The following is a 26,467-nucleotide window of genomic DNA, read 5'->3' as shown; positions in this document are numbered from 1 at the left end:
ATGGATAGGTTATTCAAATTTATCTTATCAATAGTGTGAGCTAGTATCATCACACTTTAGTCGTTTATTTTAGGGAATGAGAGATGTTGAAGCAGGTAATGGATTTATATGAATTGCTGGATAGCCCAAGCGCGAGTGGCGAAGTGGTTAAAAACTACTTGTGTGAGCAAGGCGCCAAGGCGGAGCAGATCGAAATCCATCGTCTAACCTCTGATAAAGGGGCGAGTGATTTTGTTAAAGTTCGTATTCCTGGTACTCAAGGAAAAACCGTGGGAGGCACAGCGCCAACACTGGGCATCATTGGTCGTTTAGGCGGGATCGGTGCGCGCCCTGAATTAACAGGCTTTGTCTCTGATGGTGATGGCGCACTCGCGGCAATGGCCGCTGCGGCAAAAATTGCACGTATGGCGAACCTGGGTGATCAATTACCTGGCGACGTGATCATTACCACGCACATCTGCCCGGATGCCCCTACGCGTGAACATCATCCAGTCCCTTTCATGGATTCGCCGATAACGATGGAAGATACATGGGAGCACGAAGTGGATGCTGACATGGATGCGATTCTTTCCATTGATACCACCAAGGGTAACCGAATTATGAATTACCGTGGTGTCGCCATCTCTCCAACTGTATGCCAAGGCTATATTCTTAAAGTGAGCGAAACCGCAGTCAATGTACTAGAGCGTGTGACTGGACAAGCAGCTCATGTATTTCCTTTAAGCCAGCAAGATATTACGCCTTATGGCAATACGCTGTATCACATTAACAGCATCTTACAGCCAAGTGTGGTGACCGATGCGCCAGTAATTGGTGTCGCGTTATCGACCGCAGTACCTGTTGCTGGCTGTGCCACGGGTGCAAGTCACGAAGTGGACATCGAACAAGCGGCACGCTTTTCAATTGAAGTGGCCAAAGACCTCGGTAATGGGTTATGCCAGTTTGTTGATGCTGAGGAGTTTGTGGAAATCAAACAGCGCTATGGCAACTTGCAACACTTCCAAACGCAAGGTCAAAACGCATGAGTATTTTAAGGCCAACCCTTGGGATTGTGACCATAGGTCAAGCACCGAGAGTGGATTTGCACGATGACTTGAGCGTGTTGCTCGGTGATGGCGTAAGGCTTTCAGAGATGGGGGCCCTTGATGGCCTCACTCTCGAGATGATTGAACAGCGCTATCCGATTATGCCTGGCGACTATGTTCTGGTGTCAAGAATGCAAGATGGTCAACAGGTGCGTATTGGTGAGTCATCGTTAACCCCTCTGCTTGTCGCGGCGGTCGAGCGCATGAAGCGCCAAAAGCCAGATCTCATCGTGGTGCTATGCACAGGCGATTTACCTGAGTTTAGTCATGATTCCTCCATTTTAGTGCTATCGCCAAAGCGGATGGTACAGCACTTCTTTTCCAGTTTAGGTGATGAACTGGATCTGACGGTTATGTCGCCCGATGAAGCGCAAGTGGAACAAACCAAAGCCCGGTGGAGAGACAACGGCTACCAGGTTAACTGCGTGGTGGGGTCTCCCTATTTAGAGGATGGCAGCCGAGCGACGGGGGCTATGCAGGCGCGTGAGCTGAAAGGTTCACTCATGTATCTCGATTGCATGGGATACAGCTTAGCGCAGTGTAAGCAAGTTTCTGAAATATCAGGCAAGAATGTCATCACGCCAAGACAAATTATTTTCAACACCGTGAAATTGCTGCTCAGCCAAAACAGCTAGTTTCACCCAAGGACAATGTCGATAAGGATTATTATGCAAAGTAATGCTAAACCTGCTCAAAATCAGGCACCGCCGAAGAGCCCACACCCGAAGTTTTTTGTACCCACTCAGTTGATTTTTAATGTTGTGATTGCTGTACTGGGTGCGATTATTGGTATGGAGTTAATTACACGTATCGGTATCACACCCAATACATCGATCATTGGTGCGCTGATTGCGATTTTGCTCTCCTACATTCCTCTTAAATTGTTTAATCGTTTTAAACGACTAGAGAGCCAAACGCTGGTTCAAACCTCGATTTCCGGTGCTACGTTCTCTGCCGCGAATGGGTTACTTCTACCCTTAGCGATTCCGTTTTTGATGGGGCAAAGTGATATGCTCACGCCGATGCTTATTGGTGCGGCGCTTGCTGTTGTCACAGACGCTTCGATTCTTTATTTCTCTTTTGACAGCAAACTGTTTAGTGCGCGTGGTGCGTGGCCTCCTGGTTTTGCGACGGCTGAGGCATTAAAGGCCGCCGCGAGCAAAGGGAAAAATACGGTCTTGCTGCTGGTTGGTATGGTGAGCGGTGCGGTTGGTAAAAGCTTCGGTATTCCGATGGACATGCTGGGCATTACCTGGATTTCAAATGCGTTTGCGTTAGCCGCCTTGGGTGTTGGACTTTTACTACGTGGTTATTCTGTGGATCTTTTTGGTATTGATATCAATGAGATGTACATTCCTCACGGTATTATGATCGGGGCCGGTATGATGGCGCTTATTCAGATCATCACCCTGATCCGCAGTGACAAGAACGCATCACCACAGGTGGATAGTGAGCAAGGTGATGACGCGTCAGAACCGTCAAAAGCTCAGCGTCCAACACGCTCAGCGTTACAAATGAAAGTGGCGATGATCAGTGGTTTCACCGTTTACCTTTCTATTAGCCTAGTGCTGGCATTGGCGACGGGAATTTATACCGACATGGGTATTGGTATGCTCATCGGCTGGTTGGTGTTTGCTGCTGTCGCCGCGATGGCATCAGAGCTCATTGTCGGCATTGCGGCCATGCACTCAGGCTGGTTCCCCTCGTTTGCCACTGGTCTTATTTTCTTAGTACTTGGCATGTTGATTGGTTTTCCAAATGAGGCGCTGGGTATCTTAGTCGCCTTTACGGTATCCACTGGGCCTGCATTTGCTGATATGGCTTATGACTTGAAATCGGGCTGGGTTATTCGTGATAACGGTCAAGATGAAGAGTATGAGCTGGAAGGTCGTCGTCAACAGTACTTCGCGGAATTGTTTAGCTTTGGTGTGGCGATTCTGGTGGTTGCGTTTGCTTACCAGTACTACTTTAACCAAGATCTCGTTCCGCCAGTTGCGCGTGTTTATGTTGCCACGATTGAAGCGGGAACAGACCATAATGTTGCCTTGTTGCTGGTGATTTGGGCATTGGTTGGCGGCGTCATTCAGTTCCTCGGTGGCATCTCACGTCAAATTGGCGTATTGCTCGCAACCGGGTTGTTGATTACATCACCAACCGCCGGAATTATGATTTTCGTCGGCCTAGGAATTCGCTATTTGGTGGTTAAACGCTATGGCCAAGAAGGGTTAAAGCCGCTGTATGTGTTAGGTGCGGGGGCGATTTCCGGTTCAGCGCTGTATAGCTTCTTCTCATCGACACTCAAGCTGGGTTCGAAAAACTAATTGGAGATAACGATGAAACTACTGTTGTGTAGCAGTTCAAGCTACAAAGACACGGGTTATCTGACGCATACCGAAGATACGATGCGCCAGTTTATAAGCCGTATAGAACCTAGCATTACCCAAGCGTTATTTATTCCTTACGCTGGAGTGACGAACAGTTACGATCAATATTTACAGCGAGTGACTCCGCATTTCGCGGGGTTAGGGATTGATCTGCTGGGTCTTCATCAGGTGGACGACCCACGTCAAGCGTTAGCCGATGCACAGCTGATCATTGTAGGCGGAGGTAATACCTTCGCTCTATTGAGCCGTCTTCAGCAGCAGGGGTTGCTTGAAGTGATTAGAGAGCAAGTGGCAGCGGGTACGCCTTATATTGGTTGGAGTGCGGGTTCAAACCTAGCAGGAATGCGCATCAGCACCACCAATGATATGCCAATTGTTGAGCCACAAGATTTCAACGCCCTTGGCTTGGTGCCGTTTTTGATCAACCCGCATTTTATTAGTGGGCAGATTGCGGGTCATAATGGCGAAAGCCGTGAGCAACGTTTGGCCGAATTTATGATCATGAACCCGACAGACTCGGTCGTTGCGATACATGAAGGAAGTGCCATTATTCGTGATGGTGACACCTTGTCTCTGGTGGGCGACGATGATGGGCATTTATTTTTGGGCGGCGAGCAATCGAGTATTGCGCGCGGGCGATGTGATGCCCTATTAGGAGCTAAATAACCATGGTTTCTAAAGTAGGGGTATTACGTGTCGTAAGCTCTGAAGACCGAGACTTTTTGGAATGTCATCAGCGGTTGATGGAACAAGTGTGCCCCGGCAAACAGTGGGAGTCTCGCTGTCTTCCTGAGCAACCCAATGGCATTCATGATCCCCAAACATTTGCTGAGGCGCTGCCGAAGATTCTATTTCTAGGGACCACTTGGCAACGTGATATTGATGTTCTAGTGGTGAGCTGTGCCGCAGACCCTGGGGTTGGAAAGTTGAGGGAACTGCTTAATATTCCGGTGATCGGCGCAGGAGAAGCTTGCTGCAAAATGGCTCGCCAATATGGCAATGTGATTGGCATATTGGGTATTGAACCCGAGCAGCCTGCAACGTTCACTCGAGCGCTTCAAGGGTGTAAAACCTTATATCTTCGTCCGGATAACGTGCATTGCACTCACGATATTCATAGTGACCAAGGGCGAGCATCAATCATTGCCGCTGCACTTGAGTTACAACGAAAAGGTGCTCAAGTGATCGCTCTGGCTTGCACTGGCATGGCGACGACAGATGTGGTTAGTTTATTAGCTCCGCATTGTGAATTGCCCGTCATTAACCCAGTAATGGCAGCGGGAGAGCTATTGGCACTGCGATACCCTAACTAAATACACAGCCATCTTGAATTGAAGCGCCCATTTGTTGGGCGTTTTTTGTCTCAAAATTGTGATTTTGGTTCAATTTAGCAATAACTCTTATGTTAAGTGATAAAACAATCAAAAGTAGTATGAATCTGTTGAATCAATTGCTATAAAAGGGCTAGGTTTGTCAAAGTGCTGAACAATTGCATTAAAAAGTTGAGTTGTCGTTAGGTTTATTGCGAGCCTAAGTTAATGCGAAAACAGTGCATAGATGTGAATCATTCTCTGTGGGTACCTCAATATGCGCTTGCGCAGTTTACTATTGCTGATCGTCGTTTTTCTCTCTCTTCCCTGGGCGGCGGTTGGGGCCACTTCTGCGGCTCAATCGATATACCTTTCCGATGTGAGCTACTTTCGAGAGCCACCTAAAACGCCTTTGTCGATGTTGCAAGCCTATGAGCGTTTTGAGCACCAGAATAACGTGAACATCACGCAGCGTCGACTGCTTACGTTTGGTATTAATGATGACGCGATTTGGGTACGGCTTAGGATTAATAATCTCAATCCACACTCTGAGATGCGGCGATTAATTGCTGCGCAAACATGGACCGACTACCTCGACGTGTATCTGATAAGCCCGCAGCAACCAATAGAGCATTGGTATGCGGGTGACCGCCAAGAGGCGGGGCCCCATTTACTGCCGGAAGTCGGCTATGTGTTTAATTTCAACGTGCCACCCGGACAAACAGAGCTGCTGATTCGCGCGCAAAGCAAGGATCCTCTGGTTCTGCCTCTTGAGCTAGAAAGCGTACAACATGCAAGGCAATCTGACGCGATTGACCATGTGATGTCAGGATTGTTGTTTGGGGTGTTGATGACCTTAGTCGGCTACAACATCATACTTTACTTGACGCTAAAGCAATTGGATTCGCTGTTTTATAGTTTGTACATCAGCTGCTTTGTGATCTTGAATTTTGCTTATAGTGGTTACGCGTTTGCTTGGGTTTATCCACATTTACCGCTAGTCCAAAATTATTCGATCCTTTTATTCATGGTTCTTCATGGTGTTTTTGGGCTTATTTTTGTCTCTCAGTTTTTACAGCTTCCTTCTCGCAGGCCACTATTAGCCAGTATTATTCGCGTTTATAACAGTGTCGGTGTGATTGCGATTGCTGGTTTCATCATGGCACGAATGCAACTTTATAGCGCACTGCTGGCTTTTTGTTTCTTATCGCTCACTTCGATATTGATGATCGTGGTGGGTATTTGGAACTTGGGTAAAGTCAGAGATTCACAATACTTTCTACTGGCGGTGCTGTGCAGCATGATTGGTGTGCTGATTACTGCGATGTCAGTGTGGGGTGTCATTCCATTTACCTATTATAGCTATCATGCGGCAACGTATGGTGTGGTGTGTGAAGCGGCGATTTTAGCCGTGGTGCTGGCCAATAGGTTAAAACGCATTGAACGCGAGCGGATCGCAACCAAGTATTTATCCTCTTATGACCCATTAACTAAGCTGCTCAATCGCCGTGGTTTTGTCGAGAAAAGCAATAAGATTCTTGAGCATAAAGTGTTTGCGACTCAGCCGTTAAGCCTTGCGATCATCGATGTCGATTATTTTAAAGTCATCAATGATACCCACGGGCATCAAATTGGAGATTTAGCCCTGTCGCATCTATCGCAGTTACTTAAACGTCACACTGAAGCGCAAGATGTGGTCGCGCGCTGGGGCGGTGAAGAGTTTGTGGTGCTATTTCCAAATACGGATTTTGCCCAGACTTATACCGACGCAGAGCATTTGCGTGCTGTGATTGAAACTTCACCGCTAATCTTAGATGACAGAAGTGTTTCAATGACGGCAAGTTTCGGCTTAGCGACTCGCGAATCGCATGAAAGCATAGAGTCTTTGTTGGCCCGTGCTGATCAGCATCTGTACGCTGCGAAAAGTCAGGGCCGCAACTGTGTGCAGCCACAGCCCAGTATGCACACAGCGCCACTTATTGATTAATGTTGGGCGAGCGCGACACCATTTCTTCCGTGGTCAATAATGGTACTCGTGTCGACAGCGCGTTCAGCGCAATGTTATGCAGAATTTCATCGACGGTGGTGCAGCACTCTTTGAGAATGGATATTTGATATTTTTCCGCTGTTTTTGAAAGCGCAGTATGGGTAATGCAATTCTGCGTCATCATCCCAGCAACAAATACGCTTTGCACTTCTAATTGAGTGAGCACCGCATCTAACTCTGTTTGCCAAAAACTGTCCGCCGAGTGTTTTGTAATAATAGCCGAGTCAGGGCTTACCGCTAATAAGCGAGAATGGAGCTTAACGCCTTCACTATTAGCCACAAAAAACGGGGCATGCTCACTTTGTGCGATATGTTGAACCACAATCACCTCCATTGCGTTGTGCTGAGCTGTTTCGATAGCCTGCAGGATATTGTTTAACGTTGCATCGCTATTCCAAAGTGGATACTTGCCGTTTGGGAAGTAGTCATTTTGAATATCAATGACGATCAGTGCCTGTTTTGTCATATTGTAATCCTCATGTTTGTTCGCTTCTTAGTATCGAGGGTTGGACGGAACTTTTTTAGAGGCTAAAATGACATAAAAGAAGCCAAAAACGACAAGGTGGTCAATTTGTCATACGTCATTAACGTCGCGATTGTCAGTTGTAGCAATGCATTAAAGTCAGCGGTTTTTGGCTTAGAAGAGATGTTTTTGTTAGCCAATCGAATGACCAACGATTTAGGCAACGACGTGGTTTTTCAGCCGAAAATTATCAGTCAAACCGAGCTGGCCTCTTCTCGGTTTCACGTGATCATATTACCGCCGAGTGTGAATGTACCAAGCGAAGAGCAACAAACGGCGATAGGTTCTTCTCTCAGGCAGCAATATCAATCCGGTGCGGTCATTACAGCGGCTTGCGCCGGGGTATTTCTGTTGGCGGCAAGTGGGTTGGCTGGGAATCGCGAAGTAACGACTCATTGGGCACTGGCGGAGATTTTCAAACGCCAATTCCCAACCACGAAACTCAATACCAACAAGATTGTGATAAACCACCAAGACGTGATGACCGCTGGCGGAATGATGTCGTGGGTGGATTTGGGGTTTGAGATCATTGCCAAATACACGTCAAGCCAGGTGGTAAGGCAACTGGGGAAGACTTTAGTGGTTGATACTGCGCCCCGCAAGCAAAGCTTTTATCAGCAATTTGTACCCGATAAATCCCATGGGGATGAAGCGATTCTGAATATTCAACAGTATATTAATCTTCGTTATCATGAGCCGCTAGAGGTTAGGGCGCTGGCTCAATACGCCAATATGACGGAACGTACTATGCAGCGCCGGTTTCTTAAAGCCACGGGGTACTCTCCCAATCAGTACCTGCAACGATTGAGAATTCAAAAAGTGTGTGAGTTGTTGGAATCCACACAAAGCGCCTTTGAGTCAATTGTGTATCAAGTGGGATATACGGATATTAGCGCTTGCCGAAAAGTGTTTATTAAAGTGATGGGATTAACGCCAAGAGAGTTTCGTCAGCGCTTTAGTAAATGACTGGCTAAAACACTAAAAAGCCACTCTGTTGAGTGGCTTTTTTTAAACTAAGCGATTTTCTGAATTTCAAATTGGTTACTTGGGGTGACAATCTCATCTTGACCAGCAATGGTCATCAGTTCCCAAGAGCCACGTTGCTGCGTGACTTTTAATACGCCATAAACGGCGTTATTGGTGTGCTGAAAGGCCTCCACGGCAGACATCCCTTTCACTAAACACGCAGTGAAGATCGCGCTGATCAAATCACCGACGCCGACAGGGGCACGCTCAAACTCGATCTCCGGTCTTTGCAGCAAGTAACAGCCATTTTCTGTGGCTAAAATCGTGGTGAATACGCCATCTGAGACTGAGTGAAGGTGTTTCACTAATACGACTTTAGGGCCGAGTGTCATGGCTTTTTGGCATGCGGTAATGGCTTGTTCCACATTGTTGATTTCTATCCCTGTGAACTGGGTCAGCTCAAATTGATTGGGTACGATGACATCGGCAACGGGCATCAGGTTCTCAATTAACTGCTCCGCGACACCATCCGAAACGATGCAGCCTTTTTTGGGATCCCCCATGACTGGGTCACAAACATACAAACAAGATGGGCTTTCTGCCTTGATTTGGTTAACCGCTTCAGCGACCGCAAGGCATTGCTCTGCACTTCCTTGGTAACCAGAAATCACCGCCTGACAGTGCGCCAATTGATCAATATTCGCTAAGCCTTTAATCAAGGTACGGATATCTTCTGAGTCAAACGCTTTGCCAGTAAAACCTTGGGTGTATTGGGTATGATTAGAAAATTGAACCGTGTGGATCGGCCAAGCTTCAATTCCCATTCTTTGAATAGGAAATACGGCGGAGCTGTTTCCAGCATGTCCGAATACAACGTGACTTTGGATAGATAGAATTCCGTTCATGACTGTCTCTATAGGTAATACGATAAACTGATGATCTAAAGGGCGTAAGGCGCGGCTTGAGGTCACTTAAAATACAGGCAAACGCTAGGGTGTCAAACACTATCTTAAAACACGCAATATGCTTAATGAACATAAGGGACATAGAAGCGGATGATTGTGGTGTTGCTATGAAAGTCGTCAGCGCGTTGCTTGTCTTATTCTAACTTTTTCCTTTGCTATCGTCATGCCACTTCCACGGATTACATTAAACAACGGCGCTTGAAATATAAATGACACGTTTACTCGATAACGTATGCGTGCGAATAGTGAGAGTCCAAGCGTTAGGGTGCAAAGCAGCGAGTATGACGAAGTATAAAAATCCGTTGGATAGCCGAATTATAAAAATGCTACAAAATCATGGTTTGATTAAAAAAGAAGCGCAGGCCTATCTAAAACAGCATATTTATAAGCTTGAGCCAAATGAGATAGCCAAAATCAAAAACTACTCGACACATTTTGGTCTAAACGCAAAGCAAAAATTGGTGGACGAAATCCTAGAACTGCGGCGAGAAGTACTGATTTCTAAACTTAATCACTGTGAAGTAAATCACTCATAATTCTGTCATTTTTATCTTGTAGCTTGGTGATGAGCAGAAAATTTGAGGCAAATTGTCGCCCCAAATTTCTACTGTCCTTGTACATGTGCATATTCGTTTGCGCCTAATTCATTAGGCGCTTTTTTTATTCAGCCATGTCGCGACATCTAATCAATTCGTTTTTGGCGCAGAGAATGGAGAGTGAGTAGTGTTGTCACTGCCATCACGGCACCTGTCGCCCACATATTTGAACGAATACCGAGGTGGTCAATGAAGGTTCCACTGAATGACGCGCCAACGATAGCTGCAATTTGCAGGGATGCGGAATACAGCCCGCCAGCACTTTCAGCAGCGTCCGGTAGGGCCCGGGTAATCCATGTTGACCATATAATTGGCAGTACCGCACCAAAAAAGCCCCAACAGGCAATCAAGAGATAAGCTAGCATCGGGTAGTGGGGGCCACCCAGTAAAGCCAGTGCGACGATAACCATGGCAACAGGCATACCAACCATAATCTGCTTGAGCGCGCGCTGCGCTAGCACACCGGCAAATGTCGCGCCCATAAAGCTAGCAATACCAAACAAAACCCAAGAGATAGAAACTTGCTCAATGTTAAAGTTCAAGTAGGTTTCCATGTATGGGCGCATGTAAATATAGAGCATTTGGTTACCAGTAAAACTGAGCAGCATGGCGATAAACGCAAGTTTAATCCCCGGACGAGCAAGAATTTTACGCATTCCGTTATTATGCGTTTGTCCTTCACTGGCCACTGAGGGCAGGGTTATCCATTGCAGTAGCAGCACTAAAATTGCCATTGCGCCTACGGCGATGAACACAATACGCCAACCAAATTTATCACCCAGAAAGCTACCAAGTGGCGCGGCGGCGACCAGTGCGAGCGAGACGCCAGAGAAGATAATCGAAAACGCTGACGCGACGCGATGAGCGGGGACGAGCTTCATGGTCACAGCGGTCAGAATGGCCCAAAAGCCACCAATCGCCACGCCGAGTAAAACTCGCGCAAGTAATAAAAACCAAAAGGACGTCGCCGAGGCGGTGACAAAACACGAGAGGATCAGAAGGCTTGAAAAGCCGAGAATCAGTGTTCGGCGATCACTGTTTTTTAATAGCGAGGGCACAACTAACCCTGAGAACATGGCTAACGCAGCGGTTGTTGAGATCATTTGTCCGGCAACGCCAGTCGATATATTTAACTCCTGAGCCATTTGGGTCAGTAAGCTGACAGGCAAAAGCTCCGCTGAAATCAGTGATGCCACTCCGAGCATCATGGCGAAAATAGCCCACCAATTGGTTTGATTTACTGACTCAGGCGTTTGTTCTATGGATTGCTCACTGGACACACTCATTGAATAAAAATCACTCCGTTGTGATAGGTTAAAAATATCGACGTAGAGCATTATTCTAATGAGATTTTTGTGATCTATGTTTGCCTAATATTGCGTGTTGTTTACCCCTTTGTGCTTTTTAAACTTGTGAAGCGTTGAGTGATTGACTGAAAAAGAGGAAGAAAGAGTTTGCGATTGTTCAGTAACACACTGCGAGCTCATGAGCGAGTAAGGCGTCGAAAATGCCTTGGGAATCCCAAAAAAGACTAACGCCAGCAATAAGCACCAATACAGAATCAATAATGAATGCCGAGAAATTACCATAATACCTCCTAGGCGTGTGTAATAGCCCCTTTGCTGTTTAATTTAGGCGTGCCTTTAGCGGATAGAGCGTGATGTAGGTAGCTTGCCGAACAATTTCATACTAACGATTAGCGTAACTAGGTAAGGGGAGGGTAACACGCCGGCTTGGCTGGGGCGGCGTGTTGCTTAACTCTTTATTTGTGCTGCCTAACTAACCATTTGTAGACATCTGAGTTGGCGTAAGCCGTTTCCCATGAGGCATCATGATCGCCGCCTTCAATTTCCGTGTAACGAAGGAGTGCTGTTGAGCCGCCTGAGCGAATAATGGCATCGACCATATCTCGGCTATATTGCACATCGGTCACTGGGTCGGAATCACCAGCAAATACCCAAGTTGGAATTTGATTGATGATTTTGGCTTGAGAGGGATCAGCGCTACCGGCAATGGGTAAGGCAGCAGCGAAAAACATCGGACGCTGCATCATTGCATTCCAAACGCCTTGCCCACCACGAGAGAGCCCAGTGATATAGATTCGTTTTGGGTCGATATGTTGGTTTTGCTCGAGCATGTGGTCGATCAAGTGGAGCAGAGCGGTCATCGAAGGTGTTGAGGGCGTGGATGGAAAGTGGTAAGGCTCAAGCGTTGTCGAAGCCCAGCGCATTGGTTTTGGCGTTTGCGGAGCAAGCACCAAAGCGGGTTGAATGGCTTGATTCTTTGAACTGGCAAAGTATTGAGGACCAAAACCAGTACCTTGATACATTTGCGCTTGATTATCGGTTCCGGCTTCACCGCTACCATGCAGGTGAATAATTAATGGGAGTGATCCTTTCGAGTCTGGGGTATACAGCTGGTAGGGTAAACTGAAATTACCGTCGTCATAGTGGCCTTGAGTCCAATTGGCGATAGCAAGGGGAGAAGCCAGAACTAGGGTGGCAGACGTGAACAGTAACGGAAAAGTTGTCATAGCTTAACTCTTTGTATTTATTATTAAATTATACGAATTGCAAACCCTAGCATAACGAGTGAAACCCAAGCGAGTTCACGCTCACAACTCACTGGTTTTTGACGGTTTATTGGCAATTAAAAAATTCTGGTGGCGCGGCGCCTAAGGATAAACGCGTTCCGTTTAGTACAATAGTTTCGAAAAAATAAGTGCTTATCCATAAAACGAACTATTTACTGCTATTCTGTTTATTAACGAGAGCTTAATACAGAAGACGAAATGCTGCTGACGCGGAATTTTCCAAAACTCATCTTAATCCTCATTTCTTTTGGCATAGTCATTCTTGTCACCGATTTCCTGACGCAAAAATATCTGTTTTCTAATCAAGTGGAAACGGTGGCGCTCAGCAATGCCGTTAAACGTAGCCAAGAGCGTGAAGGGATGCTACTCACCTTCTTTGAGCGCTCAGCCAATACGCTTAATGCGATAAGACAAAGCAATAGCTTTAAACAATTTTTTATCGGCCAGCCATCGTCTAAGCAAGCAGTCGAAGGGATGATGTTGGCCATCGCTCGCAGTCAAAATGACATTATGAAAGCGCGTTATATTGATGAAAATGGGCGTGAAGTAGTGCGTATTGAGCGTGAAAATCTGGGAAAACCAGCACAAGTGGTCAATGACGCTCAGCTGCAGGGAAAAGATCATCGTTACTTTTTTTATGAATCAATCAATCGCCCTGCAAACCAAATTTGGTTTTCAGATATTGACTTAAATATGGAACATGGCGCTATCGAGCAGCCGTACAAACCGACGTTTCGCGCTGTGCTCCCTCTGAACATTGACGGGCAATTTAAAGGCATATTGATCATCAATTATTTTATGCAGCCTTTGCTCGATACGTTTGCCAACACCTCGCTATACCATATCATTTTGGCGGATATCGCTGGTGAAACCCTCATTCATTATGATTCAGCTCGTAATTGGAGCCGTTTTTCAGGAGGGGAAAAATTGACGGCAGATTTCGCCGAGTGGGACGCGATAACACAGAAAACTGAGTACAAATCGCAACGCTTTTTTGCTCGTCACCTCGATTTGCCGATGGAACAAAAGCTGATTCTGATTATGTCACTGAACAGTGAATACTTGGCCTATCAAGAAACACTGTTCTCTAGAGGATTAGTGTACGCCACAGGCGTTACTTTATTAATCACCGCACTGTTTGGGTTGGTGTTTGCCCAGATATTGAATAAGTTTTTTGTCAATTATGAAACTCAGTCCGAGTATATCGAAGCACTTACTGGCCTGAACAATCAGATTCATTCGTTGCTTGAAAAAAACTCACTGTATATGGAAATGGCCAGTGATGGGATTCATATATTGAATCAGCAGGGGGACGTCGTGGTATGTAGCCAAGCGTTTGCCGATATGCTTGGCTATAGCCGCGAAGAGGCGCTTAACCTTAATGTTCGTGATTGGGAAGCCCAGCTTGGCCCTGAAGATATCGATATGGCGATGAAGTCATTCACAGAAGAACCGAAAAGCTTTGAAACACAGCATCGACGTAAGGATGGCAGTATCATTGATGTTGAAGTGAATGTGAAATGGTTTAAAACCGGAGATGGAGACTTATTCTATGCTTCTTCCCGAGACATTACCCAGCGTAAGGCGATGGAAATCGAGCTGCACAGATTGGCAACCACGGATTTCCTCACAGAGCTACCAACACGGCGCATTTTCTTTGAACAACTTAGCATTGAGCTTGAGCGCTATCATCGTTATCGGCACCCTGTCTCGGTGGTGATGCTCGATTTAGACCACTTTAAAACCATTAATGATAGCTACGGACACGGGGTGGGGGATGAAGTGCTGAAACAGCTTGCTCAGATTTTGTTTCAAGAAATCCGCAAAGTGGACATTGCCGCCCGTATTGGTGGCGAAGAGTTTGCACTCATACTCACTGGCGCAGATAAAGATAAAGCCATGGTTTGCCTGGAGAGAATTCAGAGCCGTATCGCGCAAAGTCATGTAGCAGTAGGCAACAAGCGTGTTACCTATACCATCAGCCTCGGAATCACTGAAGTTCATGATCAAGACAGCGATGTTGACCAAATTGTTGAGCGGGCAGATAAAGCGCTCTATCAAGCCAAACGACTGGGACGAAACCGTGTTGAAGTCGATCAATCAGAGCGGATTAGCTAAGTCATCATGTTATTACGGACAGATTAATCTTGTTGCATGTGATGCTTTTCAACTAGTGACGTAAAAATGCCGTTGTCTTTAATTATCGCAAGGCCGCGGTTGAAATCTTCGACGAGCTTTCCGTGGTTGGGGTTATGTTGGCCAAAGGCAACGTGTAATGGATAGCTTTTGTAGGCTGGTTTTAGCAGCTTAGTGGCGTGAGGCGGTAATGTTTCTTTGATGGTTTGATAATTATAATTGAACACTTCTTTTGGCGTAATGATCGCATCGAGACGTTTTGCATACAGCTTGCGAATATTTTGAGCTTCGTTGGTGACTGGCGATACCCGCACTCCATCTTGACGTAAATCTTCGGCAGACAGTGATCCACGGAGTACTCCGACCGTCAGATTGTTTAAGTGATGGATGTCCTGAGAAGATTGCATTGGATGTTCTGCTAAGGTAATCAACATTTCATTGACTTCCCATACGAGATGAGAAAACGTCAGATACTGTTCGCGTTCTGTGTTTTTATAAATCGCAATCACACCATCGACTTTCCCTTCTTTGGCTTCTTGCAAGGCACGAAGCCAAGGTCGAAACCGAATCGTCACGTCATAGCCCATATGAGAGAACGCTTGGCTTGTGACTTCAGACATAAACCCTAGCTCAGGTAAATCTCGCCCCGTATACGGCGCCCACTCCAGAGTCGAGAGTTCAATCGATGGTTGGTTCGATAGTGCGCGGCTTGGCAGCAGAAGACCTACGACCAGTAACCACAAAACACTATGCTGACGAATAGACATAACGTATTGACTCGCTTTGAATTTATTTCACGCTTTATGAGTATAGGTGCGCTTTCAATAACCAGCGAGTCAAACGAGGTGATTAGGCCAGCCGAGCGCCATTGGCTAATGGCTTGTCAACGCTGGCTAATACCACGGAGCCATCGGCTTGGTGTAACCCTGTCACTAAGCATTCCGACATAAAGGGCCCTATCTGCTTGGGTGGGAAGTTGACCACGGCCAACACTTGTTTACCGACCAACTCTTGAGGGTCATAAAGATCGGTAATTTGGGCACTGGTCTTTTTTATACCAATTTGAGGGCCAAAGTCGACGTGCAGTTTGTACGCCGGACGCCGAGCTTCGGGAAATGGCTGCGCCTGAACAATCGTTCCCGCACGAATATCGACTTTCTGAAAGTCGCTCCACTGTAATGAATTCATGTTGTGTCCTAGTAAGTTAAAGGTTGTTATTGTTGGCCGTAGAGCGGATATTGACCTCGTTCAGCCGCCTCGTTATGGTAAGTGCTTTTCGCTCTACCAAGAGGGGCTACCAAAAGGAATTCACATTGCGCCCACGTATCACCATTCGTAGCTATCAACCTGTTTCGAAAGGTCATGAACACAATCACCATCAGGTTTTAATCCCTTTGCAAGGGGAAATCGAGCTAACCGTGGCCAAGCGTTATTTTGTCGCCAAATATGGCGACTGTGTGTTGATTCCCGCAGGTTGCCATCATCAGTTTCAAGCTCGCCAAGACTTTCGGTTTTTAGTGATTGATAGCCCTGAATTACCGCGTCCGTTACTTGATCACATTGACGCTGCGATCAAACTGGATGCGCCAGCGCTTCATTACATTGCTTATATTGAAACCCAGCTTGGGACGCAAATTGCGCCAACTGTCGAGCAAAATATTGTGTCTCTTCTTTTCGCTTTGCTTGAAAACCAAAAGCCGAGTAACAAGCTCGATAATCGCATCGCGAAAGTCCTCTCTGTGCTTGAGCAAGAGATTGACCAAGCGCATTCGATAGAACATTTAGCCCGTATTGCTTGTTTAAGTAGTACCCAATTTAAATGGCTATTCAAACAGCAGTTGGCGATGACGCCGATGCAATACCTCACCAAAATTCGCATGCAGCAGGCGAAGGTATTGCTGACCAATACGGATTTGCCCATCACTCTGGTGGCTGAACGTGTCGGCTATGCAAGTTCGAGCGCATTTACAAGGCGTTTCCTGACGTATTATGGGCAAGCACCAAAACATTACCACCATCGACAAAACCAGACTATAACCTGAGCTGGACGGTAAAAGTTGACCGAAAAGGCGTACTTATTGCCTGAAAAGACGGAGACTTAGCGCTAGTTAACAATCAATTGCACTTGATAGTAATTATCATTATTATCAGCGACGTTGGTATTTAATAGATAAAAAGGTATGTCGGTGTGCGAGTCTTGAAACACAAAATGCTCCGTTGTTTGGCTGGGATTTCTCTTATGCTTATTTCGATGATGAGCCAAGCCACTTTTCTGCAGGTCTCGCATGCCATGGGGCAAACAAACCTCGATAAGCCCGCTCAGCGAGTTGTGACTCTGTTTCAAGGGGCGACCGATTCGCTGGTGGCACTGGGGATTCAACCCGTGGGAGTGGTTGATTCTTGGACCGAAAAGCCGACGTATCATTACTTGCGACCTTCACTTGAAGGTGTGACTCACCTCGGGTTAGAAACTCAGCCGAACCTTGAAGATATCGCCGCACTTAAACCTGATGTGATTATCGGCGCTCGCGCTCGACATGAAAAAATCTACGCCCAATTGAAGAAAATTGCGCCAACGGTGATGACAGACAATGTATACGATTTTGAGCAGACGCTGTCTTTAGCGGCAAAAGTGACGGCAACTGAGGCTAAAGCTCAACAGCTTTGGCAAACTTGGCAGCAGAGGGTGGCAGACTTTCGTCAACAGATTAAACACAAAAGCAACGGCTGGCCGCTGTCTGCTTCCATTCTTGATGTCCGTGCTGACCATCTTCGAATTTATTTAAACAACAGCTTTGCGGGCTCGGTATTAGGTTCGATTGGCTTCCAGTTTCCCATTCGTCATAACGACACATGGGGCATGAAAATTAAGACCAAAGAGTCGTTACCTAGCATCAATGCGGACGTCTTTTTCGTGATAAGCCACGGTAATCAGCCGGCGGTGCAACAAAATTATCGAGCTTGGCGCAGTCATCCCCTTTGGCAGGTACTTAAAGCGCCGCGAACCCAACAAGTTTATGAGGTTAACCAAGTCGCCTGGTTACTGTCTGGTGGGATTTTGGGGGCGAACTTAATGCTTGATGAACTCACCGAGATTTATCAGCTGCCAAAAGGCGAGCAATAATGCCTGCGATGCATGCCCAACTTTTTATCCGTTACGGCGTATTGGTGTTATCAGTACTGATTTGTGTTGGCGCCTTTGTTACTAGCCTCGCCTTAGGTCAGTATTCGGTATCATTGCAAGACGTGTGGCTGGCATTTTGGCACCCAGACCCAAGCGCCATAGAGCACGTGATAGTCACCACTATACGCTTATCACGCTCTGTGGTTGCCGTTTCGGTGGGCGCCGCGCTTGCCGTAGCAGGGGTGTTAATGCAAACCTTGACGCGCAATCCATTAGCATCCCCAGCGATTTTTGGTGTCAATGCCGGCGCCGTATTTTTTATCGTCCTCGCGTCGCAGTGGTTTGCGATGAGCGCCATGAGTGACTTAGTGTGGATTGCGTTTTTAGGTGCAGCAGTGGCGGGAGCCTTGGTTTATACCTTGGGTAGTATGGGGCGCGACGCTCAATCACCAGTACGAATGGTCTTGGCGGGCGCTGCTGTCACGGCGTTATTTATGGCATTTACTCAAGGAATACTGGTTGTTGGTCAAGAGGGGGTTGATAGTGTTTTATTTTGGGTTGCTGGGTCCGTCTCGGGGCGTGAATTAGACGTTATTACTCCTGTGTTGCCGTACCTTTTGGGAGTGATGCTCGCTGCGCTGTTTTTAGCCCCTCACATGAATATCTTGCTCTCGGGCGATGATGTCGCCACCGGTTTGGGAGTGAACACCACTTTGCTGAAGGCGGCACTAAGTGTGCTGGTGATCATATTGGCCGGCGCTTCCATCAGTATGGCGGGAAATATTGGGTTTATTGGTTTGGTGGTTCCGCATATGGCGCGAGCCGTTGTCGGCAATGATCACAAATGGTTGCTGCTACTTAGCGCGATATGGGGAGCGAGTTTACTCTTGATCGCGGATGTGGCTGGGCGACTGATGATTGCGCCGCAAGAAGTACCGATCGGCGTTATGACCGCGTTGATTGGCACGCCATTTTTTATCTATCTCGCCAGAAAAGGAAAGCGTGATGCCTAAACAATGGATATATCGCAGCCGTTTGGGGTCGTTTAGTCTGCCAGTGTCATCACTGCTGATGCTCATGGGATTATTAATCCTCACCGCGCTCATCAGCATGCTGTCGTTATCGGCGGGATCCACTTGGTTGCTGCCGAGTGAGGTGATCAATGCTTTGATGCATTCTTCCTCACAGGCGCAATCGCTGGTGGTGGAAACGCTGCGCTTACCTCGAGTGATTATGGGCCTGATGGTTGGAGCGGGTCTAGGTTGTTCTGGGCTTATATTGCAGTCGGTGATACGCAATCCGCTGGCTTCACCGGATGTCGTGGGAATTACCTCTGGCGCCTCCGCCGCGGCGGTGTGTTTCTTGAGCTTTTTCCAACTGAGTTTGAGTATGGCCTGGTTGCCGCTGTTTGCTATTATCGGCGCCGTCTTTGCTGCAAGCTTGGTGTATCTTTTGGCTTGGCGTGGTGGCGTGACGCCAATGCGCATGATTCTGGTCGGTATTGGTATCTCAGCAGCGATGAGTGCGGTGACCACTTTTATGTTGGCTACGGGTTCGGTGTCTGGCAGTTTGGCTGCGTACATTTGGCTCACAGGCAGTATTTATGGAGCGAATTGGCAAGATGTTCAAGCCCTGCTGCCATGGCTACTGCTTTCCTTGCCTTGCGCCTTACTGTTTACGCGCAGCATTAACGCACAGGAACTTGGCGATAACATCGCTATCGGGCTGGGTATATCAATCCAAAAGCTGCGCATGATATTGGTTGCTCTCAGTGTATTACTGGCGGCGCCCGTCGTTGCTTACGCGGGAGCGGTTGGGTTTGTTGGGCTTATTGCGCCGCATATTGCGCGGCGTTTAGTTACTCGCGGTTTTGGACTATTGATGCCAGCCAGTGCATTGGTTGGAGGAATTCTGGTTGTACTCGCTGATTTATGCGCTCGCATGTTATTTCAGCCTTTGGATATTCCTGCTGGGGTCTTTGTTTCTGCCATTGGCGCGCCATTTTTCCTTTATTTACTGTTTCGTCAACGCTTTTAAATATGGTCATCATTAAGGGATATTCATCATGACAACCAAACCTTCGAGCCCACTGGCGACCAAAGAACTGGTGCTGGGATACCAGCAAACGACCATCATTCAGTCTCTGGATTTAAATATCGAACCCAACCAAATTACGGTCTTGGTGGGCGCCAATGGGTGTGGTAAGTCGACGTTATTGAAATCGATGGCAAGGCTGCTGACGCCACTTTCTGGCGATATCTTTCTCAATCAACAGAACTTGCACCAAATCCCAGGTAAACAGGTTGCACGCCAACTGGCGATCTTGCCGCAAGGGCCGATTGCCCCCGAAGGGTTGAGCGTTGAACAGTTGGTTCGTCAAGGGCGCTACCCTCATCAAAGTTGGTTACAAAGTTGGACAGAACATGACGAGCAGTTAGTGCAGCAGGCATTAAAAGCAACCAACATGCTGGCGCTTTCTCATCGCGCTGTAGAAACGTTGTCAGGTGGTCAGCGACAACGTGCTTGGATCGCCATGGCGCTTGCTCAACAAACCGATGTTTTGCTATTGGATGAGCCTACCACTTATCTCGATCTGACCCACCAAATCGAAATTTTAGATTTGCTGTTTGAGCTCAATCGCACCCAGAAAACCACCATTATTATGGTGCTCCACGATCTTAATTTGGCGTGTCGCTATGCTCATCAAATGGTCGCGGTGAAAGACGGGGAAGTGTTTCGTCAAGGCCCGCCCGAAGAGATTTTAGATGTCGATATGGTCAAAGCAGTATTCGATATGGACTGTCATTTAACGCAAGATCCTTTGTTTGGAACGCCAATGTGCGTACCCAAAGGCAAAGGCCGCAAGCTCAGCCACGTCTAATATGATGCACCAATTCACACGAGACGAATGGCAAAAGCTTTCAACCTTTGGCCTTAAGCCATGGCATGAGCGTGATGCGCGGTGGTCGACGGATGCTTCGCACCTATTGAATTCGCAACATGCGCTGGAGATTTTAGAATCGATTTGTCCTGAATTAGGGGCGCCGACATTGGCGGTCACCGCATCGCTGGTGATTAAGCGCAGCGCGTTTTTATTGCTCGCGCCGACGCTGTATGCAATGTCGGTATTCAATAAAGGCATTAATGGTCATATTGAGAACTGCAGTTTTGAGTATCAACTGCAACATAGGCTTTGGCGCTCCGGCTTATCTATCTTGGAGACGGCGATATTCCCCTTGCAAGGATGTCGCCGCCAATGGCGCGAGGCGCTATTAAAACAAGTGTTTGCTCACCATTTGACGCCGTTAGTGACTCACTTTCATCGCTTGACGGGGATTTCCACGCGTATTTTATGGGAAAACGTCGCTGTAAGAGTCTTTAGCATCTATGAGAGGCGCATTTTGCCAGCGGTTGATGGGCATGATCGCGATCAGGCTGAAGCGGATTTCGCGTTTATTGTCGATGCGCACAATCACACTATTTTTGGGCTTGAAGAAAACCCACTGACGCGTTTTTATCGGCCAAAGCGCCAGTACATCGAGCATGCTGAGCCTGTACGCATGCGACGCACATGTTGCTACTATTACCAAGCGACGAAACCTGCCGAGTACTGTTCTACTTGTCCGCTGCTTTTGAAGAAAAAGCCGAAAGGCTGACATAAAAAACGCACGGCCATGGCCGTGCGTTTTACGCCTGGTTCCAGTCAACCGATTAGAAGTTGAGGCTATACGCCAAGCTTACCGTGCGTCCGCGACCTTTAAAGTAGAAGTCGTCGTTCTTATAGGCACTTTGCGAATAGTAAGTGAAGTAATCTTCGTTAAGCAGGTTAGCGATGGAGACGCTTAGCTTACCGACGGGTAATTGATAACCGACTGATGCATCAACTAAGGTGTAACCATCAAACTCAAGTTCTTCATCATCAAAGCTTCGATCAAAGGCATGATTGGCTTGCAACATAGAAGACAGCGTTTCGTTCCATCGCGCTGTCCACGCAACGCGTAGACGGTTTGGTGGAATGGAAGCGCCAGACAGTTTGGTATCGACAGAGCCATCACCATCAGTATCCGATTTCCCTTGAATGTATGAGTAGCCGACATCCATTGTGTGGGCAGGATTGATACGCCAAGCCAGCGATGTTTCAACACCATGAATCTCTTTCTTCTCGCGCTTAACGGTATACAGCCCATTATTTTCTTCAATGCGACTGCCTAAATCAGAATTGGATTCATAGTAACTGATTTCAAAATCAACACTTTGGTTATTAAAGCGCAAACCGCCTTCGTAGTTGTCTGTTACAATCGGTGAGAGGTCAATCAGATCATCAACATCTTCTCCTGTGGTGCTAACGCCACGAAGTACGCGACCTACGTCAGGCATGCCAAAACCTTGAGAATAGTTGGCAAACACGCTGACTTGAGGTGTTAAGTGATAAACGGCGCCGGCGTTATACACGGTTTCATCGAAATCCGGTTTTCCACCTTGTACGGTCACGCCATTACGCGCCGCGACGGTTTGGTACGTATCGATATCCAGCACTGCGTGTTCATAACGTACTCCCGCTTGAAGAGAAAGTGATTCAATGGGTGTCAACTCAAGCTGCAGAAACGGCGCGTAGTTATCGTACGTGGTTTCTGGTACATAGCTGCGATTGGTTAAAATCAATTGTTGGCTGGTGGTATCTCGCAATAAATCTAGCCCAGTTGAGACTTTGAGTTTGTCATCAAACAATCCGCTTTTCGACAGCAACAACTTCGCGCCAAACTTCTCGGACTCGTTTTGTGATTGGTCGTAGATGGTGTCCGGTGTGCTAGGGTACTGAAAGCTGGAGGACGTTGTGGCGCCATAGCGACCCGTAAAATCTTGGTAGAAGGTTTGCACGTTGAGCTTCATGCCTGCGAGATCGCGGTCGGTGTACACCAGATTGACAGTTTGAACCTTATTATAGGGGGCTTTTCCCTCAGGAGTCCCTTTGACTGAAGAGGTGGCAATGCCATTGTCTCGGTCACCGCTGACACTCACAAAGTTTTGTTGGCCTTTGAGCTGGTAACGATTGTAAGAGAATTGAAGGTCACGGTCGTCATCAAGCCAGTAACCTAACTTAACAAATGCATCGTAGCTTTTTGAGTCCATAATATCGCCGCGAACGGTCGCCGCACCGATGTAGTCGCCATCAGAGTCAAGGTATACGCCTTGTTGTTCGCCGACGAACCCCACGAGATAATCGAAATCGTCGGTTGCGCCTTGAGCTTGATAGTTGATCTTATACGACATGGTATCGCTGTCGATGTTCTCTGTCGCCGAGGTTGTCTGCAGGCTAATATGTTGCTTTAAAGGTTGGGCGCTGCTGTTGGACTTGGTAATAAAGTTGATGATGCCGCCTGTCGCCCCTAAGCCGTGAATGGCACTGGCACCGTGAATCACCTCAATACGTTCCACCATTGAGAGATCAATGGTATGTGCAGAACGACTGCCTTCACGTAACGGGTTAGATTGAGGCACGCCATCAATCATATAAAGTACCGAGCGACCACGAAATGTTTGGCTGCTGTTATTGAGTTTTTGAGTATTCGGCGAATAGCTTGGCAGCAGGTTGGATAAAACTTGTGAACTATCCGTAGTAAAGGCCAGTTGCTGCTCAATTTGTTCACGAGAAATCACGGTAACAACTTGAGGAGTGTTGGCTTTAACTGAATCGGTTCGGCTTGATGCGATCACGACGATATCGGCATCATCGTCTTCAGCGATGGCAAATGGCGACGCAACAGCACAAGCCAGTGGCGTTAAAATAAATAAACGAGCGGCAGATTTTGAAAGTGACATTAGACTCTCCTTGTAAATTTATGTAAATGATAATGTAAACGATAACTAATATCATAAACAGATTTTAACAAGACGAAACTAAACACTTATAACTAAGAACATTTATGAATACTTGAAGACGAGCGCAAAACGTATTGATACACCAAGACACCCAACTTAGGGGGGAGAGAAATACTAGGGCTTGGCAGGAGCGAGCAAAATCATCAGCTCTTCGTTGTTTTCGACAAGTGACAGAATAGAACACTCGTCTAACTCACTGAGGAACGCTACTTTCGCTTGTTCGATTTTATTTTTTAGTCGGCAGGCTGAGGTGATGCTACAAAACTCTGGAGAGCAATTAATTAAATTCAGTGGCTCAATGTCGCGCATCAGTTTACCCACATAAATCTGTTCTGCGGGCATTTTAAGTCGTATTCCACCATGACGTCCGCGAATGGTTTCTAAGTAATCAAGCTGAGCCAGTTTGTTGACGATTTTCATCATATGACTGCGTTGAACACCAAGCAACTCAGTAATTTCGCTGATATTGGTCAGCCGTTCATCATTAAGAGAAGCGACATAAATCAGCGTTCGGAGTGCGTAGTCAGTAAAACTTGTCAGTTGCATAATGAAACCTATCGCGCAAAGAACATGAGTGTAATTCATAACGCCATATTAAGGTACAATTTGCCAAATTAAGGTTGTAAAACTATGGCACAGGTTGCGCATATCGTACTGATAACACTCGGCATTTTTATGCGGTTATTGCAAGGTCAGAGACGTAGAAAGATAAAAAGAGCGCCTTGCTTAACAAGGCGCTAAAAGGCGTGGATAAATGGATTAACGGTAACTGTAAAGGTATTCAGCCATCATTTCTGCGTTGGCCGGAGTGGCGGTTTCAAAGCCGTAATAGTCGCCATAAGTTGGACGAAGCGCATCGGTTGCACGCTTGGCAATTTCATCGTACCAAGTGGGTAGCATAACGGTGTGGGCGTTGATCTTATCGGGATCCACACCGTAACCAAACGGTACTTCGCCCATTGCTTTACCAACTGCGGCTTTTAAGTCTGAGATGAATTTCAGGTGAAATGCAAAGTCGGCATGAGACCCAACGTTGCCGTGTCCCCCGTTAAAGTAATCCCAGTCGAGGGCATTGGCGGTATTCAAATTATCGACTAGAAACGTGAAACGCTCTGAGCCAGCAAAGTTCCAAAACGGGGGCTGGTCGGCATTAAGCAAATCTGGGGCGTGCAAGACCCGTTCATTCACCAACAACCAAGCAGCGTGATCGTCGGTATGAGCGGCGTGTTCAAAGCCGTGAAGCTCAACGTCTAAGTTTTCAAATTTGAACTTGCCATCAGGCCACGGAATGACTTTGGTTGGGCGCGGAAGATGGCTGTCCAGCAGCTGCATTTTTTCGGCAGTCGCTTGCGATGCGATGATTTCAGGAGCTTGGCTTTGTGTGGTTTTTAGCATCTCTAGCAGTGGGCCTGTGGCCGCTAGGTGATCCGCGTGATCGTGTGAATAGACGATGGCAGTGATCGGCTTGTCGGTAACCGAGCGAATCGATTCTAAGATCGGTTCAGCGCGTTGCTCCAGTGGATCAAACAGTAATACACCTTGGTCACCAACATAAAAAATGGTGGCGTAAAACCCTGATTCATACCAGTAAGTCCGGTCAGTCAAACGTTGCAAAACGTAAGGCGTTTTCATATTGAGTTGAAAGAGGTTGGCCACTTTTTCGCCCGGTTGTAGCGCTTTAGTACTTGAGGCTTGGACATAACTTGCGCCAACGGTTGAAGGTGCTTCAGGTATCGCACTGCTGGTGGAAGAACAGGCGGCTAATAAACCAATAGCAAGAGTCGAATAAGCCAAACGATGAAGTTTTAACATAATAATTCCCTTAAAATTTTTTACTTTTTAGTGTGGGTCACTGTATACAGCCAAGGGCGTTTGATAAATTCCACTTCAGTAAATTGATTATTGCGTGAGATGAGATAATGGACCGACTAACTGCGGCAAAAGTGTTTATAGAAATCGCTGAGCAGGGGAGTTTGACCAAAGCCGCGGAGCATTTAAATATGTCGACGGCAATGGTCAGCCGTTATCTTGCGGCGATAGAACAGTGGTTTGGTGCCCGGCTGTTGCATCGCACCACGCGTAAGGTGAGCTTGACTGATGCGGGTGTTGCAACGTTACCGGCATGTAAGAAAATGCTGTTAGCGGTAGAGGATGCCAAGAACATCGCTATGGAGCGTAGCCAAGAGCCTGTTGGCGTGCTCAGAGTCGCCTCATCAGGATCGTTTGCCGACGCACAACTCACTCAGGCCTTGGTGGAGTTTCAACACCGTTATCCGAAGATAGAGATCATTTTATCCGTAGGGCACAACCATGCTAATTTGGTAAAAGATCGGCTTGATTTAGCGATTAAAATTACCAATACGTTGGATCCAACATTAATTGCTCGGCCACTAGCGATGTGTCATTCGGTATTGTGTGCCTCGCCAGACTATGTTGCGAAGCACGGCAAACCGAGTAGCTTGGATGATCTGCAGAATCACTACTGTATTACCCATGTGGCAGGTAACCATCGGCATTATCGGTTTATTCAGAATCAGAGTTTGGTTGAGGTTCCGGTGAAGGGGTATTTTCAAAGTAATGAAACCGACGCCGTGTGCCGAGCGGTGTTGTGCGGCGCTGGGATAGGCATGCTACCGACTTTTTATATCGGAGAGCAGATTAAACAAGGTAAATTGGTTCCTTTGTTAATCCATGAGCAACCGGAGATTTTAGGTATTCACGCGGTGTATTTGTCTCGCGAACATCAGCCTCTGAATTTACGTTTGTTGGTTGATTTTTTGGTCGAGCGCTTTGGCGGTACGGTCTCGCCTTGGGATAGAAAGCTGAATGCTGACTTATGTATCGCCAGTTGAGACAAG

Annotated in this window: 25 protein-coding genes; 16 read left to right on the top strand and 9 right to left on the bottom strand. The window is 47.1% G+C overall.

Annotated features, from left to right (window positions below; translation table 11 throughout):
• Nucleotides 1-83 precede the first annotated feature (83 nt).
• From ACFFUV_RS06685 to ACFFUV_RS06660, 6 genes are all read left to right on the top strand, one after another.
• Nucleotides 84-1,025 (top strand): DUF1177 domain-containing protein, encoded by a 942-nt coding sequence (locus ACFFUV_RS06685; RefSeq protein WP_390190658.1) that lies wholly within the window; start codon nt 84-86, stop codon nt 1,023-1,025.
• On the top strand, nt 1,022-1,720 hold the full coding sequence (locus tag ACFFUV_RS06680) for an AroM family protein (protein WP_390190656.1): 699 nt from the start codon (nt 1,022-1,024) through the stop codon (nt 1,718-1,720). The genes ACFFUV_RS06685 and ACFFUV_RS06680 overlap by 4 nt, the downstream gene beginning before the upstream one ends.
• A 33-nt stretch (nt 1,721-1,753) precedes the next feature.
• Nucleotides 1,754-3,406 (top strand): OPT/YSL family transporter, encoded by a 1,653-nt coding sequence (locus ACFFUV_RS06675; protein ID WP_390190654.1) that lies wholly within the window; start codon nt 1,754-1,756, stop codon nt 3,404-3,406.
• A gap of 12 nt (nt 3,407-3,418) precedes the next feature.
• On the top strand, nt 3,419-4,135 hold the full coding sequence (gene pepE / locus ACFFUV_RS06670) for a dipeptidase PepE (protein ID WP_390190652.1): 717 nt from the start codon (nt 3,419-3,421) through the stop codon (nt 4,133-4,135).
• A gap of 2 nt (nt 4,136-4,137) precedes the next feature.
• Entirely contained in the window at nt 4,138-4,782 is a 645-nt protein-coding gene (locus ACFFUV_RS06665) for an aspartate/glutamate racemase family protein (RefSeq protein WP_390190650.1), read from the top strand.
• Between the two features lie 274 nt (nt 4,783-5,056).
• On the top strand, nt 5,057-6,766 hold the full coding sequence (locus tag ACFFUV_RS06660) for a diguanylate cyclase (RefSeq protein ID WP_390190648.1): 1,710 nt from the start codon (nt 5,057-5,059) through the stop codon (nt 6,764-6,766).
• On the opposite strand, the gene ACFFUV_RS06655 is transcribed toward ACFFUV_RS06660, so the two are convergent.
• Complete coding sequence (locus ACFFUV_RS06655) at nt 6,756-7,292, bottom strand: isochorismatase family protein (RefSeq protein ID WP_390190646.1); 537 nt, start codon at nt 7,290-7,292, stop codon at nt 6,756-6,758. The two genes, ACFFUV_RS06660 and ACFFUV_RS06655, sit on opposite strands and share 11 nt — an antisense overlap.
• A 105-nt stretch (nt 7,293-7,397) precedes the next feature.
• Here ACFFUV_RS06655 and ACFFUV_RS06650 point away from each other — a divergent pair, with 105 nt between their 5' ends.
• On the top strand, nt 7,398-8,315 hold the full coding sequence (locus ACFFUV_RS06650) for a GlxA family transcriptional regulator (RefSeq protein ID WP_390190645.1): 918 nt from the start codon (nt 7,398-7,400) through the stop codon (nt 8,313-8,315).
• Nucleotides 8,316-8,362: 47 nt separating this feature from the next.
• Here the strand turns inward: ACFFUV_RS06650 and pdxY are convergent, their stop codons facing one another.
• Nucleotides 8,363-9,220 (bottom strand): pyridoxal kinase PdxY, encoded by an 858-nt coding sequence (gene pdxY, locus ACFFUV_RS06645; protein WP_390190644.1) that lies wholly within the window; start codon nt 9,218-9,220, stop codon nt 8,363-8,365.
• Nucleotides 9,221-9,561: 341 nt separating this feature from the next.
• Between pdxY and ACFFUV_RS06640 the strand changes: the two genes are divergently transcribed.
• Nucleotides 9,562-9,816, top strand: a complete 255-nt coding sequence (locus ACFFUV_RS06640; RefSeq protein ID WP_390190642.1) for a hypothetical protein — start codon at nt 9,562-9,564, stop codon at nt 9,814-9,816.
• Between the two features lie 146 nt (nt 9,817-9,962).
• Here the strand turns inward: ACFFUV_RS06640 and ACFFUV_RS06635 are convergent, their stop codons facing one another.
• Both ACFFUV_RS06635 and ACFFUV_RS06630 read right to left on the bottom strand, forming a co-directional pair.
• Nucleotides 9,963-11,162 carry an MFS transporter gene (locus ACFFUV_RS06635; protein ID WP_390190641.1) on the bottom strand — a complete coding sequence of 400 codons (1,200 nt, stop codon included), beginning with the start codon at nt 11,160-11,162 and terminating at the stop codon, nt 9,963-9,965.
• A 476-nt stretch (nt 11,163-11,638) separates the two neighbouring features.
• Entirely contained in the window at nt 11,639-12,409 is a 771-nt protein-coding gene (locus ACFFUV_RS06630) for a carboxylesterase family protein (RefSeq protein ID WP_390190639.1), read from the bottom strand.
• Nucleotides 12,410-12,667: 258 nt separating this feature from the next.
• On the opposite strand from ACFFUV_RS06630, the gene ACFFUV_RS06625 reads away from it, so the two are divergent.
• Nucleotides 12,668-14,587 carry a sensor domain-containing diguanylate cyclase gene (locus ACFFUV_RS06625; RefSeq protein WP_390190637.1) on the top strand — a complete coding sequence of 640 codons (1,920 nt, stop codon included), beginning with the start codon at nt 12,668-12,670 and terminating at the stop codon, nt 14,585-14,587.
• 23 nt (nt 14,588-14,610) lie between these two features.
• Here ACFFUV_RS06625 and ACFFUV_RS06620 read toward each other — a convergent pair whose 3' ends face one another.
• A complete protein-coding gene (locus tag ACFFUV_RS06620; RefSeq protein WP_390190636.1) occupies nt 14,611-15,372 on the bottom strand; it encodes a substrate-binding periplasmic protein in 762 nt (253 codons plus the stop codon).
• Between the two features lie 82 nt (nt 15,373-15,454).
• Nucleotides 15,455-15,793 (bottom strand): tRNA-binding protein, encoded by a 339-nt coding sequence (locus ACFFUV_RS06615; RefSeq protein ID WP_390190635.1) that lies wholly within the window; start codon nt 15,791-15,793, stop codon nt 15,455-15,457.
• A gap of 125 nt (nt 15,794-15,918) precedes the next feature.
• Here ACFFUV_RS06615 and ACFFUV_RS06610 point away from each other — a divergent pair, with 125 nt between their 5' ends.
• From ACFFUV_RS06610 to ACFFUV_RS06585, 6 genes are all read left to right on the top strand, one after another.
• Nucleotides 15,919-16,647, top strand: coding sequence for an AraC family transcriptional regulator (locus tag ACFFUV_RS06610; RefSeq protein ID WP_390190634.1), 729 nt, complete (start codon nt 15,919-15,921; stop codon nt 16,645-16,647).
• 197 nt (nt 16,648-16,844) lie between these two features.
• Nucleotides 16,845-17,729, top strand: coding sequence for an ABC transporter substrate-binding protein (locus ACFFUV_RS06605; protein WP_390190632.1), 885 nt, complete (start codon nt 16,845-16,847; stop codon nt 17,727-17,729).
• Nucleotides 17,729-18,742 (top strand): FecCD family ABC transporter permease, encoded by a 1,014-nt coding sequence (locus tag ACFFUV_RS06600; RefSeq protein ID WP_390190631.1) that lies wholly within the window; start codon nt 17,729-17,731, stop codon nt 18,740-18,742. The genes ACFFUV_RS06605 and ACFFUV_RS06600 overlap by 1 nt, the downstream gene beginning before the upstream one ends.
• Nucleotides 18,735-19,766 carry a FecCD family ABC transporter permease gene (locus ACFFUV_RS06595; RefSeq protein ID WP_390190629.1) on the top strand — a complete coding sequence of 344 codons (1,032 nt, stop codon included), beginning with the start codon at nt 18,735-18,737 and terminating at the stop codon, nt 19,764-19,766. The genes ACFFUV_RS06600 and ACFFUV_RS06595 overlap by 8 nt, the downstream gene beginning before the upstream one ends.
• A gap of 28 nt (nt 19,767-19,794) precedes the next feature.
• Nucleotides 19,795-20,610, top strand: coding sequence for an ABC transporter ATP-binding protein (locus ACFFUV_RS06590; RefSeq protein ID WP_390190628.1), 816 nt, complete (start codon nt 19,795-19,797; stop codon nt 20,608-20,610).
• A gap of 1 nt (nt 20,611) precedes the next feature.
• Nucleotides 20,612-21,385 carry an IucA/IucC family C-terminal-domain containing protein gene (locus tag ACFFUV_RS06585; RefSeq protein WP_390190627.1) on the top strand — a complete coding sequence of 258 codons (774 nt, stop codon included), beginning with the start codon at nt 20,612-20,614 and terminating at the stop codon, nt 21,383-21,385.
• Nucleotides 21,386-21,440: 55 nt separating this feature from the next.
• Here the strand turns inward: ACFFUV_RS06585 and ACFFUV_RS06580 are convergent, their stop codons facing one another.
• From ACFFUV_RS06580 to ACFFUV_RS06570, 3 genes are all read right to left on the bottom strand, one after another.
• Nucleotides 21,441-23,549, bottom strand: a complete 2,109-nt coding sequence (locus ACFFUV_RS06580) for a TonB-dependent receptor (protein ID WP_390190625.1) — start codon at nt 23,547-23,549, stop codon at nt 21,441-21,443.
• 174 nt (nt 23,550-23,723) lie between these two features.
• On the bottom strand, nt 23,724-24,155 hold the full coding sequence (gene nsrR / locus ACFFUV_RS06575) for a nitric oxide-sensing transcriptional repressor NsrR (protein WP_390190624.1): 432 nt from the start codon (nt 24,153-24,155) through the stop codon (nt 23,724-23,726).
• A 213-nt stretch (nt 24,156-24,368) separates the two neighbouring features.
• On the bottom strand, nt 24,369-25,421 hold the full coding sequence (locus ACFFUV_RS06570; RefSeq protein WP_390190623.1) for an MBL fold metallo-hydrolase: 1,053 nt from the start codon (nt 25,419-25,421) through the stop codon (nt 24,369-24,371).
• 107 nt (nt 25,422-25,528) lie between these two features.
• Here ACFFUV_RS06570 and ACFFUV_RS06565 point away from each other — a divergent pair, with 107 nt between their 5' ends.
• A complete protein-coding gene (locus tag ACFFUV_RS06565; RefSeq protein ID WP_390190622.1) occupies nt 25,529-26,461 on the top strand; it encodes a LysR family transcriptional regulator in 933 nt (310 codons plus the stop codon).
• Nucleotides 26,462-26,467: the final 6 nt, after the last annotated feature.

Source organism: Vibrio olivae (assembly GCF_042428525.1).
GTDB lineage: Bacteria > Pseudomonadota > Gammaproteobacteria > Enterobacterales > Vibrionaceae > Vibrio > Vibrio olivae.
This window is presented reverse-complemented; position numbering and strand designations above follow the sequence as displayed.

What these genes read in the sequence shown, in the direction of transcription:
- ACFFUV_RS06685 (WP_390190658.1), top strand. Translation starts at nt 84, where the DNA reads ATGTTGAAGCAGGTAATGGATTTATATGAATTGCTGGATAGCCCAAGC.
- ACFFUV_RS06680 (WP_390190656.1), top strand. Translation starts at nt 1,022, where the DNA reads ATGAGTATTTTAAGGCCAACCCTTGGGATTGTGACCATAGGTCAAGCA.
- ACFFUV_RS06675 (WP_390190654.1), top strand. Translation starts at nt 1,754, where the DNA reads ATGCAAAGTAATGCTAAACCTGCTCAAAATCAGGCACCGCCGAAGAGC.
- pepE (WP_390190652.1), top strand. Translation starts at nt 3,419, where the DNA reads ATGAAACTACTGTTGTGTAGCAGTTCAAGCTACAAAGACACGGGTTAT.
- ACFFUV_RS06665 (WP_390190650.1), top strand. Translation starts at nt 4,138, where the DNA reads ATGGTTTCTAAAGTAGGGGTATTACGTGTCGTAAGCTCTGAAGACCGA.
- ACFFUV_RS06660 (WP_390190648.1), top strand. Translation starts at nt 5,057, where the DNA reads ATGCGCTTGCGCAGTTTACTATTGCTGATCGTCGTTTTTCTCTCTCTT.
- ACFFUV_RS06655 (WP_390190646.1), bottom strand. Translation starts at nt 7,292, where the DNA reads ATGACAAAACAGGCACTGATCGTCATTGATATTCAAAATGACTACTTC.
- pdxY (WP_390190644.1), bottom strand. Translation starts at nt 9,220, where the DNA reads ATGAACGGAATTCTATCTATCCAAAGTCACGTTGTATTCGGACATGCT.
- ACFFUV_RS06640 (WP_390190642.1), top strand. Translation starts at nt 9,562, where the DNA reads ATGACGAAGTATAAAAATCCGTTGGATAGCCGAATTATAAAAATGCTA.
- ACFFUV_RS06635 (WP_390190641.1), bottom strand. Translation starts at nt 11,162, where the DNA reads ATGAGTGTGTCCAGTGAGCAATCCATAGAACAAACGCCTGAGTCAGTA.
- ACFFUV_RS06630 (WP_390190639.1), bottom strand. Translation starts at nt 12,409, where the DNA reads ATGACAACTTTTCCGTTACTGTTCACGTCTGCCACCCTAGTTCTGGCT.
- ACFFUV_RS06625 (WP_390190637.1), top strand. Translation starts at nt 12,668, where the DNA reads ATGCTGCTGACGCGGAATTTTCCAAAACTCATCTTAATCCTCATTTCT.
- ACFFUV_RS06620 (WP_390190636.1), bottom strand. Translation starts at nt 15,372, where the DNA reads ATGTCTATTCGTCAGCATAGTGTTTTGTGGTTACTGGTCGTAGGTCTT.
- ACFFUV_RS06615 (WP_390190635.1), bottom strand. Translation starts at nt 15,793, where the DNA reads ATGAATTCATTACAGTGGAGCGACTTTCAGAAAGTCGATATTCGTGCG.
- ACFFUV_RS06605 (WP_390190632.1), top strand. Translation starts at nt 16,845, where the DNA reads ATGCTTATTTCGATGATGAGCCAAGCCACTTTTCTGCAGGTCTCGCAT.
- ACFFUV_RS06600 (WP_390190631.1), top strand. Translation starts at nt 17,729, where the DNA reads ATGCCTGCGATGCATGCCCAACTTTTTATCCGTTACGGCGTATTGGTG.
- ACFFUV_RS06595 (WP_390190629.1), top strand. Translation starts at nt 18,735, where the DNA reads ATGCCTAAACAATGGATATATCGCAGCCGTTTGGGGTCGTTTAGTCTG.
- ACFFUV_RS06590 (WP_390190628.1), top strand. Translation starts at nt 19,795, where the DNA reads ATGACAACCAAACCTTCGAGCCCACTGGCGACCAAAGAACTGGTGCTG.
- ACFFUV_RS06585 (WP_390190627.1), top strand. Translation starts at nt 20,612, where the DNA reads ATGATGCACCAATTCACACGAGACGAATGGCAAAAGCTTTCAACCTTT.
- ACFFUV_RS06580 (WP_390190625.1), bottom strand. Translation starts at nt 23,549, where the DNA reads ATGTCACTTTCAAAATCTGCCGCTCGTTTATTTATTTTAACGCCACTG.
- nsrR (WP_390190624.1), bottom strand. Translation starts at nt 24,155, where the DNA reads ATGCAACTGACAAGTTTTACTGACTACGCACTCCGAACGCTGATTTAT.
- ACFFUV_RS06570 (WP_390190623.1), bottom strand. Translation starts at nt 25,421, where the DNA reads ATGTTAAAACTTCATCGTTTGGCTTATTCGACTCTTGCTATTGGTTTA.
- ACFFUV_RS06565 (WP_390190622.1), top strand. Translation starts at nt 25,529, where the DNA reads ATGGACCGACTAACTGCGGCAAAAGTGTTTATAGAAATCGCTGAGCAG.